This window comes from Pseudalkalibacillus hwajinpoensis, from assembly GCF_039851965.1.
Lineage (GTDB): Bacteria > Bacillota > Bacilli > Bacillales > Guptibacillaceae > Guptibacillus > Guptibacillus hwajinpoensis_E.
The window spans coordinates 1,891,933-1,905,669 of the sequence record NZ_CP156674.1 but is presented as its reverse complement, the minus strand read 5'-3'; the positions used below and the strand labels follow the sequence as shown (position 1 = coordinate 1,905,669).

11 protein-coding genes are annotated in these 13,737 nt (G+C 42.6%); 8 read left to right on the top strand and 3 right to left on the bottom strand.

The genetic code is table 11. From position 1 onward, the window contains the following. The first annotated feature begins 1 nt into the window (after position 1). Positions 2-1,540: a bifunctional phosphoribosylaminoimidazolecarboxamide formyltransferase/IMP cyclohydrolase gene (purH, locus tag ABFG93_RS09880; protein ID WP_347552605.1), complete on the top strand. Its 1,539-nt coding sequence runs from the start codon at positions 2-4 to the stop codon at positions 1,538-1,540. A gap of 15 nt (positions 1,541-1,555) precedes the next feature. Further along, a complete protein-coding gene (gene purD, locus ABFG93_RS09875) occupies positions 1,556-2,824 on the top strand; it encodes a phosphoribosylamine--glycine ligase (RefSeq protein WP_347552604.1) in 1,269 nt (422 codons plus the stop codon). On the opposite strand, the gene ABFG93_RS09870 is transcribed toward purD, so the two are convergent. Together ABFG93_RS09870 and ABFG93_RS09865 are read right to left on the bottom strand one after the other, a co-directional pair. Further along, positions 2,802-2,903, bottom strand: a complete 102-nt coding sequence (locus ABFG93_RS09870; RefSeq protein WP_347552603.1) for an EYxxD motif small membrane protein — start codon at positions 2,901-2,903, stop codon at positions 2,802-2,804. The two genes, purD and ABFG93_RS09870, sit on opposite strands and share 23 nt — an antisense overlap. A 138-nt stretch (positions 2,904-3,041) precedes the next feature. Continuing rightward, a complete protein-coding gene (locus tag ABFG93_RS09865; protein WP_347552602.1) occupies positions 3,042-3,287 on the bottom strand; it encodes a YgaP family membrane protein in 246 nt (81 codons plus the stop codon). Positions 3,288-3,381: 94 nt separating this feature from the next. On the opposite strand from ABFG93_RS09865, the gene ABFG93_RS09860 reads away from it, so the two are divergent. The 6 genes from ABFG93_RS09860 (at position 3,382) to ABFG93_RS09835 (ending at position 12,114) form a co-directional block, all read left to right on the top strand. Further along, positions 3,382-5,121: an adenine deaminase C-terminal domain-containing protein gene (locus ABFG93_RS09860; protein WP_347552601.1), complete on the top strand. Its 1,740-nt coding sequence runs from the start codon at positions 3,382-3,384 to the stop codon at positions 5,119-5,121. A gap of 159 nt (positions 5,122-5,280) precedes the next feature. After that, a complete protein-coding gene (locus tag ABFG93_RS09855) occupies positions 5,281-5,577 on the top strand; it encodes a YerC/YecD family TrpR-related protein (RefSeq protein WP_347552600.1) in 297 nt (98 codons plus the stop codon). Between the two features lie 321 nt (positions 5,578-5,898). Beyond that, the gene (locus ABFG93_RS09850; protein WP_347552599.1) at positions 5,899-6,588 is read left to right on the top strand and encodes a heptaprenylglyceryl phosphate synthase; all 690 of its coding nucleotides are present in this window, start codon (positions 5,899-5,901) and stop codon (positions 6,586-6,588) included. A 63-nt stretch (positions 6,589-6,651) separates the two neighbouring features. Beyond that, positions 6,652-8,865 (top strand): DNA helicase PcrA, encoded by a 2,214-nt coding sequence (gene pcrA, locus ABFG93_RS09845; protein ID WP_347552598.1) that lies wholly within the window; start codon positions 6,652-6,654, stop codon positions 8,863-8,865. A gap of 23 nt (positions 8,866-8,888) precedes the next feature. After that, positions 8,889-10,889, top strand: coding sequence for an NAD-dependent DNA ligase LigA (gene ligA / locus ABFG93_RS09840; protein WP_347552597.1), 2,001 nt, complete (start codon positions 8,889-8,891; stop codon positions 10,887-10,889). Between the two features lie 13 nt (positions 10,890-10,902). Next, a complete protein-coding gene (locus tag ABFG93_RS09835) occupies positions 10,903-12,114 on the top strand; it encodes a CamS family sex pheromone protein (RefSeq protein ID WP_347552596.1) in 1,212 nt (403 codons plus the stop codon). Between the two features lie 41 nt (positions 12,115-12,155). Here the strand turns inward: ABFG93_RS09835 and ABFG93_RS09830 are convergent, their stop codons facing one another. Further along, a complete protein-coding gene (locus ABFG93_RS09830; RefSeq protein ID WP_347552595.1) occupies positions 12,156-13,115 on the bottom strand; it encodes a metal ABC transporter solute-binding protein, Zn/Mn family in 960 nt (319 codons plus the stop codon). Between the last annotated feature and the right edge of the window lie 622 nt (positions 13,116-13,737).

The following is a 13,737-nucleotide window of genomic DNA, read 5'->3' as shown; positions in this document are numbered from 1 at the left end:
TATGGCTATTAAACGTGCGCTAATCAGCGTTTCTGATAAAACTGATATTACAGCATTTGCAAAAGGACTTGCTGACAAAGGGGTAGAGGTGATCTCCACTGGGGGAACAAAGCGTGCCCTTGAAGAAGCAGGAGTGAATGTAGTCGGGATTTCGGATGTGACAGGATTTCCTGAAATTCTTGATGGTCGTGTAAAAACACTTCATCCCAATGTTCACAGCGGTCTTCTTGCGGTCCGAGATAATGAGGATCATCAGAAACAGCTGGATGAATTGAACATCAAGCCGATCGACCTTGTTGTCGTAAATCTTTATCCGTTCCAGGAAACGATCGCAAAGCCTGATGTCACTTATGAAGATGCCATTGAGAACATCGATATCGGTGGACCGACAATGCTTCGCTCTGCTGCGAAAAACCATCGTGATGTAACGGTTGTTGTTGATCCTTCCGACTACAATCGTGTACTTCGTCAGGTTGAAGAAAACGGAGATACGACGCAAATTCTTCGTCGTGAACTTGCGGCAAAAGTATTCCGCCATACGGCTTCATATGATGCGGTTATCTCTGAATATTTAACTGCTCAATCTGGAGAAGAAGAACCGGAGTCACTTACAGTTACATTTGAACGGAAACAAACACTGCGATATGGTGAAAATCCACATCAAAAAGCTGTATTCTATCGTAAGCCGCTTTACAATGGAGCGTCACTTGCTTCGGCGGAACAATTAAACGGCAAAGAGCTCTCTTACAATAATATTAATGACGCTAATGCGGCGCTTAATATCGTAAAGGAATTTGAACAGCCAGCTGTAGTTGCTGTAAAGCACATGAACCCGTGTGGTGTAGGAACTGGTGAAACAGTTTTTGAAGCTTATCAAAAAGCGTACGAAGCAGATTCAACGTCTATTTTCGGCGGAATCGTTGTCATCAATCGTGAGGTTGACGAAGAAACCGCGCTGAAATTAAAAGAAATTTTCCTTGAGATCATTATGGCCCCTGCTTTTACAGAAGAAGCACTTGCGGTCCTATCCAAGAAAAAGAACCTTCGTTTATTAAAATTGAACGTATCAGTATCAGCTGCGGTTGAGCATCAGCTGACTTCGGTAAACGGCGGACTTTTACTTCAAGAGCGTGATCGTTATGGATTTAACGAAGCGGATATCTCAGTACCTACTGATCGTGAACCAACGGACGAAGAGTGGGAAGCGCTTAAGCTTGCCTGGAAAGTCGTGAAACATGTGAAATCCAATGCAATTGTTCTCACCAAGAACGATCAGACGATCGGGATCGGTGCGGGACAAATGAACCGTGTTGGTGCAGCGAATATTGCAATAGAGCAAGCGGGCGAGAAGAGTAAAGGCTCTGTAATGGGTTCTGATGCTTTCTTCCCAATGGATGACACCGTTGAAGCAGCTGGACGCGCAGGCGTGACGGCCATCATTCAGCCTGGTGGGTCGATTCGCGATGAAGATTCCATTAAGAAAGCCAATGAATACGGAATCACAATGGTCTTTACTGGCGTTCGTCATTTTAAACATTAAGAGGAGGTTTTTCGAGTGAAGGTATTGGTGATAGGCAGTGGCGGCCGCGAGCATGTGATGGCATGGAAAGCGGCACAGAGCAGCCTCGTAGATCAAGTCTTTGTCGCTCCTGGAAATGCCGGAATGACAGATGTTAGCCAGCTTGTGCCGATTGAAGAGAGCGACCATGAGGGACTTGTTGCCTTCGCAATACGGGAAGACATCGGATTAACACTTGTTGGTCCTGAACAGCCTCTTCTTGATGGAATCGTAAATCGATTTGAGAAAGCGGGTCTCAAAGTCTTCGGACCGACGCAAGAAGCAGCATTAATTGAAGGTAGTAAAACCTTCGCGAAAGAATTAATGGTCGCAAACGGAATTCCCGCTGCTTTCTCGAAATCATTCACTGATTATCATGAAGCAAAAGCATACGTAGAGGAAATGGGTGCCCCGATTGTCTTGAAAGCTGATGGTCTTGCGGCTGGTAAAGGTGTAGTCGTTGCGATGACGCTTGATGAGGCACTCGGCAGTCTTCATGAAATGATGGAAAACAATCAATTTGGTGCTGCAAGCGAGCGTGTTGTCGTTGAGGAGTTTTTAGAAGGAGAGGAATTTTCGCTCATGGCTCTTGTTGATGGCGAGCGTGTCTACCCACTCGTTATTTCTCAGGATCATAAACGCGCTTTTAACGAGGATAAAGGACCAAACACGGGGGGGATGGGTGCTTACTCCCCGGTTCCCCAGATTTCACAGGAAATTGTTGACAGATCCGTAGAGTCTATACTTCGCAGAGCGGCAATGGGAATGGCAAAAGACGGACGGTCATTTACTGGTGTTCTTTACGCTGGCTTGATGTTAACCGAACAAGGTCCAAAAGTAATTGAATTCAATGCCAGGTTTGGGGATCCAGAAACACAGGTTGTCCTGCCAAGGATGACATCTGACTTTGTTGCGGCTGTACTTGATCTTCTGGATGGTAAAGAGCCAGAGTTAACATGGAGTAAAGAAGCCATCGTAGGTGTCGTGGTCGCATCTGGTGGGTACCCTGGCAGCTATGAAAAAGGAAAAGCGATTACAGGGTTAGATGCAGTAAGCCCTGAAGCACTCGTTTTTCATGCGGGAACGAAACTAATTGATGAATCGTTTGTGACAGATGGAGGACGTGTTCTACTCATCGCAGCTTCTGGTCAGGATTTGAAAGAGGCGAGTCGTAGCGTTTATACAGAACTTGAGCACATAAAAGTGAAAGATGGTTTTTATCGGACAGATATAGGCCACAGAGCTATTTCACGCGTTTCTTTCTGATATATGCGAAGGCAATCGCTACAATACTTCCAATAATTAGCGTATAGATTAGCCATGTGTCTGATATATATTCAAGCATATCCAACCCTCCTTTTTTATAAGGTGAAACTTCCATGGCTTCATCCCCTTTGATGTCAAACTTACTATCCCTTATGGTGGGGCAAACTAGAACAAACTTCCCTGAACCCAGGGAAGTTTTTTTGATAGAAAGGATTTTCTATGAAGGATTAATCACTTTCTCAAGCGCAGTTTCATCAGGATCATCGTTTCCATCTTTTGTCATCAAATCTACAATCGGACAATAGCGGGTGTGCCCTTCAGCAACCTTCATGGCACCTGCGGTTGCGAGCCATAATGCTGACGTATTGTCATCTTTACAAAGCTTCGCTGTTGCCCAGGATAAAAGAGTAAATCCAGCAGTCAGTCGAATAAAAGCGTTCATCATACTAATATTTGGCTTCATTTAAAAAAGCTCCTTTCATCATTTGAAAATCAAAAGTATAAATATTTCAAAATTATGTTAAAATAGAGAAAACTTCTTGAATCGAGGGATGGACATGCCAAAACGAAAAAACTTATGGACCAAGCAACAATTGCGAAAACAAGTTCAAGTTGTGTCTCTCGAGTTGCCTCCATCAATCGTTTTCTATAACGCAACTTACTTAAACAATGGATTGAAAAAATGGGTTACATCGAATATATGGGTATACGAAGATCGAATCGTCTATGTTGGTGACGAGCTTCCTGAGAAACATCCAGATACGGAATGGATTGACTGTAAAGGCCAGTGCCTTGTACCAGGTTATATAGAGCCGCATGCCCATCCGTTTCAACTATATAATCCCCTGACATTGGCACGCTATGCATCTGAACGGGGAACAACTACATTGATGAATGATAACCTTCTTTTCCTACTCGGTTTGACACAAAAGAAAGCGCTTACAATAATTGAAGAGCTGGATCGATTTCCTGTTTCAATGTACTGGTGGGCGCGTTATGATTCCCAAACACAGCTTCTTGAAGAAGAGGCGATTACAAACAAACATATGCGGGAATGGCTAGCTCATCCGCTTGTTATACAGGGTGGGGAACTAACTGCCTGGCCTGAAGTCCTTGATGGAAATGATGAAATTCTTGATTGGATGCAAGAAACAAGAAGATTAGGGAAGCCGATTGAAGGTCATCTTCCTGGAGCATCTCTGAAAACATTAACAAAGATGGGTCTGTTTGGAGTATCATGTGATCATGAAGCTATGACAGGTGAGGAAGCACTTCGTCGACTTGAGATGGGAATGATGACGTCACTTCGATATTCATCGATTAGGCCGGATTTACCTGTGATTCTCGAGTCGCTTTTGAAAAAGGGAGTAACGTCTTTTGATAGGGTAATGATGAATACGGATGGTTCTACGCCTTCCTTCCTCGAACAGGGAATGACAGATCACCTCATTTCCATTGCCCTTGAAAAAGGAGTGCCTGCTGAGGATGCTTATTCTATGGTGTCATATAATGTCGCAAATCATTACGGTATTAGCGACACACATGGTATGATTGCACCTGGAAGGCTTGCACATATCAACATTCTTGAATCAAGTGATAAACCTCTCCCTTTGTCTGTGCTTGCACGCGGGAAATGGCTGAAGCGTAATGGCATAGAAGTCGAGCAGGATTGGTCATTTGATTGGGAAGAACATGGTCTCTCTCCTGTTGCGGAAGAGTGGGAGCTAAAGGAAAATGACTTAACCTTCTCGGGACCAGCTGGAATTGAAATGATCAACGCAGTCATTACAAAGCCCTACAACTTATCTGTTGAAACTTCAGTGGAAGAGTTGCCAGCGGGTTCTGATGAAAGCTTCATTATGCTATTAAGTCAAGAAGGCGAATGGCGTGTGAATACCATTATTAAAGGCTTTGCAAATAAGGTGAATGGCTTTGCCAGCAGCTTTTCAAACACAGGTGATTTTATCGTTATCGGTAAAAAGAAAGTCGATATGATCGCCGCGTTTAACCGGGTTCGACAGATTGGTGGAGGAATCGTTCTTGTTGAAGATGAAGAAGTGATTGCTGAAATTCTTCTTCCGTTAATGGGTAAAATGTCTGCGCTTCCAATGGAGCAAATTATGAAAGAAGAGCAGAGAATGATCGTTGAACTTGAGAAAAGAGGCTATGCGTTCGGGGATCCGGTTTATAGCCTGTTGTTCTTTTCATCGACACATTTACCATTTATCCGGTTGACACAGCAAGGAATTTATGATGTAAAGAGAAAAATGGTGCTTTTTCCTTCAATAATGCGTTAAACTATAACAGAGTAATCACTTAACGAAGTAAAGCATATGATTTTATTCCGTTAGACTGTTAAAATGAAAAAAACGTGGGAAAATGACGCCAATCACAAAGCTTGTAACGAGTGTAATGAATAGAACGATACATAATCGAGTAAGGAGAGTGTGGTACCAATGCAAATTGATAAACTTCGAGGGAAGACGCTTGATCAACTATTTGAATCAATTCTTTCATTAAAAGATCTTGAAGAGTGCTATTTATTTTTTGATGATCTAGCGACGGTGAATGAGATTCAATCACTTGCGCAACGATTAGAAGTAGCCCGTATGCTTCGAGAAGGATTTACTTATCACAAAATCGAAACGGAAACAGGCGCAAGCACAGCGACGATCTCGCGTGTGAAACGAAGCCTGAATTACGGAAACGATGGCTATCAAATGACACTTGATCGCGTCCATAATAAAGAGTAGAGAGAATGAGCCGAAAAGTCGGCTCATTTTTGTTTTTGCTGGGGAAGAAGATATATGAAGTGGTTTCTTATATGAAGTGCACGAAGAGTAGGTTCAATTTGGATGGCTTCAGTGCCTGTCGGGTCTAAACGCCCACTTCCGCTTTTCGTGATCTAGCTGCAGTGGGCAGACTCTCGGTCACTTCACCTTTCAACTCGAACACAAAAGACGTGTTCAATTTGAAAGGCTCCAGTGCCTGTCGAGTCTAAACGCCCACTTCCGCTTTTCGTGTGTTTTTTGATATAATCCAACGTATGAGGAAAAGTGGGAGGAAGGGTTAGGATGTTTGATTTTCGAGAGTGGAAGCATGTATTCAAGCTTGATCCGAATAAGGAAATTGAGGATTATGATCTTGAGGCGATTTGTGAGTCTGGGACGGATGCGGTGATTGTTGGGGGCAGTGATGGTGTGACGCTTGATCGTACGTTGGATTTGCTTGCAAGAATTCGCCGTTACGCTGTACCATGTGCTCTTGAGGTGTCAACGGTTGAAGCTGTGACGCCTGGGTTTGATTTCTACTTTATTCCGACAGTATTGAATACCGAAGACAGTCGCTGGGTAACGGGCTTGCATCATGAAGCGGTAAAAGAATTCGGTGAAATTATGAATTGGGATGAAATTATCATGGAAGGGTATTGTATCCTGAATAGTGACTCGAAGGTAGCCAGGCTGACTTCTGCGAATACAACAATTGATGAGGACGATGTGCTTGCTTACGCACGAATGGCAGAGAAGATGTTCAAGCTGCCAATTTTTTATGTGGAGTATAGCGGTACGTACGGTGATGCGGATCTTGTTCGAAGAGTCAGCAATGTGCTTGATGATACACAGCTATTCTATGGTGGAGGTATTGATTCTCCTGAGAAAGCGAAAGAAATGGCAGCTTATGCTGATACTGTTATTGTAGGGAATAGTATATACGATAATGTAAAGCAGGCGATTAAAACAGTTGCTGCCGTTAAAGGAAATTGATTCTCTCCAGTCGATGAGATAAAATAAGAGATAAGAACATATGTTTGTAAGGAGTGCGAAAACATGCAGCGAATAGTTGATAAATTATTAAACGGGTTGAACCCTGAACAGCAGGAAGCGGTCAAGCATACGGACGGACCGCTCTTAATTATGGCCGGTGCTGGAAGTGGGAAAACAAGGGTACTAACGCATCGGATTGCTTACTTACTTGTTGAGAAGCAAGTTTCCCCTTGGAACATTCTTGCGATCACATTTACGAATAAGGCCGCACGAGAGATGAGAGAGCGAGTGAACTCCATTACTGGTCCTGTTGCAGAGGACATCTGGATTTCCACGTTCCACTCGATGTGTGTGCGAATTCTAAGAAGAGATGGAGATCGTATCGGAATTAATCGTAATTTTACCATTCTTGATTCAGGCGATCAGCTAACGGTTATTAAGAAAATATTGAAAGAACAGAACGTGGATCCGAAGAAATTCGAGCCTAGAGGCATTCTCGGTAGCATTAGCTCTGCGAAGAATGAACTCGAGACGCCTGAGGATTATAAAGCTAACGCAAAAGGACCTTATGAGAGCGTTGTTTCAGATGTGTACGAGCAGTATCAGAAACAGCTGCGAAAAAATCAGGCCCTTGATTTCGATGACTTGATCATGCGTACAATAACGCTTTTCAAGAAAGTGCCTGAAGTACTTGAGTTCTATCAGCGTAAATTCCAGTATATTCATGTTGATGAGTATCAGGATACGAACAAAGCCCAATATGTACTTGTTAAATTAATGGCTGAAAAATATCAGAATCTCTGTGTTGTTGGTGACTCTGATCAGTCCATTTATCGCTGGCGTGGTGCTGATATTCAGAATATCCTTTCATTCGAGAAAGACTATCCAAGCGCGCGAGCTATTTTTCTTGAACAGAATTACCGGTCCACTAAGAAAATTCTCCAAGCTGCAAATATTGTGATTGAAAACAATATGAATCGTAAACCGAAAAAGCTCTGGACAGATAATCAAGATGGCCCTCATATTACGTACTTCCAGGGTAATGATGAGCATGATGAAAGTCGTTTTGTAACTGGGAAGATTCTTGATATGGTGAATAGCGGGAAGCGCACAAATTCTCAGATTGCGATTCTTTACCGCACAAATGCTCAGTCCCGGGTCGTCGAGGAAATTTTAAATAAATCCAATATTACGTACAACATTGTCGGCGGAACAAAGTTCTATGATCGAAAAGAAATTAAAGATGTGCTTGCTTATCTTCGTTTGATTGCAAATCCAGATGATGATATCAGTCTATTACGAATTGTGAATGTACCAAAACGGGGTGTTGGGGCGTCTACAATGGATAAAGTTGCTCAGTATGCTGCCAACCAGGATATTTCAATTTTCACAGCACTTCAAGAGGTGGAGCAAATTGGACTTGGGGCACGATTTACAAAATCGCTTCGAACGTTCGGCAATCAAATGGCGAATTGGACACAGATGCAGGAGTATCTGGCTGTGTCTGAACTTGTTGAGGAAGTGATTGATAAGTCAGGTTACCGCGATTCTTTAAGAAACGAGAATACGATTGAAGCTCAAACACGATTAGAGAACATTGATGAATTCTTATCTGTTACTCAAGAATTTGAAAAGGCAAGTGAAGATAAAAGCCTTATTGCGTTTCTAACTGACCTTGCTCTTGTAGCAGATATAGATAAGCTAGATGAAGATGAAAACGAACAGAAGGAAGCTGTTACCCTTATGACGCTTCACTCTGCAAAAGGATTAGAGTTCCCTGTAGTCTTCTTAATCGGTATGGAAGAAGGGGTTTTCCCTCATAGTCGCTCACTCTTTGAAGAAGAGGAAATGGAAGAGGAGCGCCGTCTTGCCTATGTAGGAATCACGAGGGCTGAGGAAGAGCTTTTCTTAACAAACGCTCGTCTTCGTACGCTTTATGGTAAGACTAATACAAACCCGGTATCCCGTTTTATCGGAGAAATTCCGGAAGAATTGCTAGAAAAAGAAGGGCAGGAAAAGCCTGCATCTCCGTTCTCAAGCCCGCGTTCTTCAAGATCGGCTACGCCGAAGCATCCACGAAGACCTCAGCTAACGTCAACTGGAGGTGACTCGCTTGACTGGAAGGTGGGTGACAAAGCTAGTCATCGCAAATGGGGAGTTGGAACGGTTGTTAGCGTTAAAGGTGAAGGCGACTCAACAGAGCTTGATATTGCCTTCCCTAACCCAGTAGGGATTAAGCGTCTCCTGGCGAAGTTTGCCCCGATTGAAAAGCAATAGCCATTAGAAGGTGAGGTTTGACGATGGAACAAAATGCTAAACGCATCGAAGAGCTTCGTCAGCTCTTAAATCACTATAATTATGAGTATCATGTACTCGATCAACCAAGCGTTCCAGATGCAGAATACGATCGAATGATGAATGAACTTCTTTCTCTTGAAGAAGAAAATCCTGAGCTTCAAACTAATGACTCTCCGACACAGCGTGTTGGGGGCGCTCCACTTCAAGGCTTTCAGAAAGTGGAGCATAGGGTTCCGATGCTAAGTCTCGGTAATGCATTCGGGGAAGACGAGTTGAAAGACTTCGACCGTCGTGTACGTGACAGAATTGGCGAAAACTTTTCATATGTATGTGAATTAAAAATTGATGGTCTTGCAGTTTCTCTTATTTATGAAGATGGCATTCTTGTTCGCGGAGCTACACGAGGTGATGGAACGGTTGGTGAAGACATCACACAGAATTTGAAGACGATCCCTGCGATCCCTCTTCGACTCAGTGAAAATGTGAGTATGGAAGTTCGAGGGGAGGCATATATGCCAAAACCTTCCTTCATGAAATTGAATAAAGATCGAGAGGAAAATGACCAGGATCTATTTGCAAATCCTCGAAATGCAGCGGCCGGTTCTCTTCGTCAACTGAATCCCAAAATTGCTGCAAGTCGGAACCTTTCCATTTTTGTGTACGGCGTTGGAACGGTTGATGGAAAAGAAATCGACTCGCATTCCGATGGACTTGATTTTCTTAAGGAACTTGGGTTCAAAACAAATCCCGAGTGGAAACGCTGTAACACTATTGAAGATGTGATTGAGTATATAGGAGGGTGGTCTGAGAGACGCCCTGATCTGTCCTATGAAATTGATGGAATCGTCGTAAAAGTTGATGCGCTTCGGCAGCAGGAAGAGCTAGGGTTTACTGCTAAAAGTCCTCGCTGGGCAATTGCTTATAAATTTCCGGCCGAGGAAGTAGTGACTAAGCTTCTTAGCATTGAACTTAATGTTGGTAGGACGGGCGTTGTGACGCCAACAGCTCTCCTTGAGCCTGTTCTAGTGGCTGGAACAACCGTTCAGCGTGCTTCCCTTCATAATGAAGATTTGATCCGAGAGAAAGACATCAAAATCGGAGACTATGTTGTTGTTAAGAAAGCGGGAGATATTATTCCGGAGGTTGTTTCTGTTATTGAGGAACACCGCACCGGGGAGGAAGAAGCTTTTTCAATGCCCGAGCACTGTCCTGAATGTGGGAGTGACCTCGTTCGTCTTGAGGAAGAGGTTGCACTCAGATGCATTAATCCGAAGTGTCCTGCACAGCTTCGCGAAGGTTTGATTCATTTTGTATCACGTAATGCGATGAACATTGATGGACTCGGGGAACGCGTCATTACCCAGCTGTTCCGTGAAGAGTTAATCCACGATGTTGCTGACATTTATCAGCTAACGCATGAGCAACTAATTGAGCTTGAACGGATGGGAGAAAAGTCCGTTTCGAACCTTCTTGAAGCCATTCGCGTTTCTAAAGAAAATTCGCTCGAAAAATTGTTATTTGGTCTTGGCATTCGTCATGTAGGTGCTAAAGCAGCGAGGACGCTTGCCCAACAATTCGGCTCAATCGATAGCCTGATAGAGGCTAATATTGAAGATCTTGAGGCAATTAATGAAGTCGGACAGAAAATGGCTGACTCGGTTGTGCGCTATTTTCAAAACGAGGAAGTCCATGAACTAATCGAAGAGCTAAAAGCGGCTGGCGTTAACACAGTTTATAAAGGGCCAAAACCAGTCTCTGTTGAAGAGATTGACTCTGTCTTTGCGGGGAAAACGGTCGTCTTAACAGGTAAACTCGAGTACTTGAGCCGTGGAGATGCGAAGAAGAAGCTTGAGGAGCAAGGTGCAAAAGTGACAGGTAGCGTAAGTAATAGCACCGATCTTGTTATTGCTGGGGAAGATGCTGGTTCTAAGCTTGAGAAAGCTGAGAGTCTTGGCATAGATGTTTGGAGTGAGAACAGGTTCCTTGAAGAGTTAAACGAATGAGGAGAGAAAAGTAATGCGAAAGAAGCAACAGTTCATCGTTAGCATCATGGCCCTATCGCTTGTCTTATCAGGCTGTGTTCCCAGTTTCATGAAGGACGAGCAGGAAGACACAGTGAAGACGCCTGACTCAGAAGGCGAAAAAAGTGAAGAAATGATCGTTAGTGAAGATATCAAAACATCAGAAACCTACTATCGTTCTGTCCTTGAAAAAGATGGAGAGAAGAACTCGCTGGACGCTTCAAAGGTCAGAGGATTAGTAACGGCTGGAGTCGATAATCGACTTGATGTGGATAGTCTGGAAACAGGATTGATTCGCCTATCTCAAGAACACTTTGACCCTGAGAAATACTTCTTTAAAGAAGGACAGCTGTTTGATTCTAATCAGATTCACAGCTGGTTATACCGTAGTAGTGACAAGAACAAAGAAGGACTCAATCCGTCTCTTGGAGTAAAGGAAGATCCAGCTCAGTATGAGAAAATAATTGAAGCTGAGAAGAAGAATCCGAAATTCCTTTCCTATATTCACGAACAGGACTACTACATTCAAAACAAAGATGATGAACTGCAGCTTGGCGGTGTATCGATTGCCCTCTCGCTTTATAGTGAGTACTCGTACTCCGTTCTTGATGAAGCTGGCCTGAAGTACACAGGATCGGTGGATCTTGATAAACAAGAAGTGATTGAAAAAGCAAAGGAATCCATTGCGCCTATTATTAAAAAAATACGTGCGGAGCATGACGTACCAATTATGTTCACTCTATTCATGGAAAAACCGAGACAATCGGTCGTTCCTGGTAACTACGTTGCAAGTGCATTTGTAGAAGAAGGGAAGTCGAGTCCAGGTTCATGGAAAGATTTAAATGAAAAATACGTGGCGTTCCCTTCATCGGCTGCAGAGGAGGAATTCCCTGCAGAAGCTGAGAAGTTTGATGACTTCACCCGTGAAATACAGGACTTCTTCCCTAACTTTGTAGGTGTCATTGGAACAGGATTCTATAAAAAGGATGAACTTAGCCAGTTGAAAGTTGAAATTCCGATCCAGTTTTACAGTAAAGCGGAAGTCATTTCATTTACCCAGTTCGTAAATGGTCTCGTTAAAAAACGAAACGACACATTCCCGCAGAACTTACCTGTCTCTATCTACATTACGAGCAACGGTCAACCAGAAAGTTTGATCGTAAAAGATCCAAATGAAGAAGAGCCGTTCGTTCATATTTATCAATAATAAAAAGCCCGCTCGCCAGAGTGGGCTTTTTGCTAATTTGGTTATTCGCTTAGTGCTTTTTTCATTGTTTCGATGTTCTTTTCCATGAGCGTTAAATACGTCTCATTGTTCGCCACATCTTCTTCTGTTAAAACAGATAAATTATGAATACGAAGTGTTTCAAATCCGAGTTCTCGTTGCACTGCCTTAGCGGGCTTCGGTGTAGCGTTCTGTTCAAATATCATATAGGAGAGGTCATGATCCTCAGCCGTTTGAATGATATCCTCAAGCTGCTTCTGAGTTGGTTCCTGGGCAGGAGATAAACCTGATACACTCAGTTGTTCAAGTCCATATCGTGTCTCCCAATAACTGTAAGCATCATGAGAAATAAGAAACTCCTTCTCCGGGGCAGCTTCGACCATTTCTTTAAATGACTGATCGAGTGCATAAAGATCTTCTTTTAATGATGCAAAATTTGCTTCGAATGTTTCTTTTTTCTCAGGTGCTAAGTCGATCATTTCAGATTTAATGTTTTCAGCCTGTTGAATGGCCAAGAGAGGATCAATCCAAACGTGTGGGTTGATGTCGCCATGCTCGTGACCCTCATGACTTTCTTCCGCATGACCTTCGTGCTCCTCGTGTTCTTCTTCTGATTCCTCGAAATGAATTCCTTCAGATGCCTCCATCACCGTTACATCTTCATTTTGTAATGTTTCTTTGGCTGCCTCTGCGAAGCCTTCCATGCCAGCACCGTTATAGATGAAAAGATCTGCTTCTGCGAGTTCTGTCATCGTTTTTGTAGTCGGTTCAAAACTATGCGCATCGCTGCCAGGTGGAATGATGGACTCCGTCTTCACTTCATCACCGCCGATTCGTTCGGTGAAGTATTCAAGGGGATAGAGGGTTGTATAAATAACGAGTTTCCCTTCTGTATCGGAATCGGACTGATCAGGAGCGCAAGCCGCTAGTAGAAAAGTAGCTATAGGTAATAACAAAGCGATTTTAAAATATCTTTTCATCATATTCTCCTTTTCCTTATTAATCAAATGGTATTACATATTATATCGTAATGATTACGTTTTGCAAACAGTAATCTTTTCGATTTGGATTAACAATAGATCATTATACATTTCCAATATGGGGTCGGCCATTCATTTTATATCTATAGAAGAGGGTAAGCCATGTTGACTGATCTCCGTTTAAGCGTTATATATTTTGAAGACTAATACGTATGAAATGGAAGAATAAGCGGCACTATATAAAAAAATATTTCAATTTGAAGGTTAACATTACAAAATGGTGGGTAAATATTACTAAAGTGTGACTTCCCTTCACATTATCATCAATTTATTTAAATAAGTTTTCGTGAATACTTATTATGTTATACTTTCTAAATCAAGGAAATAAATTGAAATAATGAATATTTATTCATTAAAAAGTTTAGTATATAATATTTTAATTGTTCTGAAAATAATTTTATGATATAGTAATCATTGGTTTGTAAAGGACTAATGGTCTACATTTATAATTTGAATTCACAGAGAAAATGTATAGCTGTGAATATTGACTTTGGAGGGGGTGAAAGTGTGGAATACACCTTAACTACCGCAACATGGTTCTGGTTACTTATACCAATGCCTTTAT

Excerpts from the sequence above, each read along its gene's own strand:
- pcrA (WP_347552598.1), top strand. The coding sequence starts at position 6,652 with ATGCAGCGAATAGTTGATAAATTATTAAACGGGTTGAACCCTGAACAG.
- purH (WP_347552605.1), top strand. The coding sequence starts at position 2 with ATGGCTATTAAACGTGCGCTAATCAGCGTTTCTGATAAAACTGATATT.
- ABFG93_RS09865 (WP_347552602.1), bottom strand. The coding sequence starts at position 3,287 with ATGAAGCCAAATATTAGTATGATGAACGCTTTTATTCGACTGACTGCT.
- ABFG93_RS09850 (WP_347552599.1), top strand. The coding sequence starts at position 5,899 with ATGTTTGATTTTCGAGAGTGGAAGCATGTATTCAAGCTTGATCCGAAT.
- ligA (WP_347552597.1), top strand. The coding sequence starts at position 8,889 with ATGGAACAAAATGCTAAACGCATCGAAGAGCTTCGTCAGCTCTTAAAT.
- ABFG93_RS09830 (WP_347552595.1), bottom strand. The coding sequence starts at position 13,115 with ATGATGAAAAGATATTTTAAAATCGCTTTGTTATTACCTATAGCTACT.
- ABFG93_RS09860 (WP_347552601.1), top strand. The coding sequence starts at position 3,382 with ATGCCAAAACGAAAAAACTTATGGACCAAGCAACAATTGCGAAAACAA.
- ABFG93_RS09855 (WP_347552600.1), top strand. The coding sequence starts at position 5,281 with ATGCAAATTGATAAACTTCGAGGGAAGACGCTTGATCAACTATTTGAA.
- ABFG93_RS09870 (WP_347552603.1), bottom strand. The coding sequence starts at position 2,903 with ATGCTTGAATATATATCAGACACATGGCTAATCTATACGCTAATTATT.
- ABFG93_RS09835 (WP_347552596.1), top strand. The coding sequence starts at position 10,903 with ATGCGAAAGAAGCAACAGTTCATCGTTAGCATCATGGCCCTATCGCTT.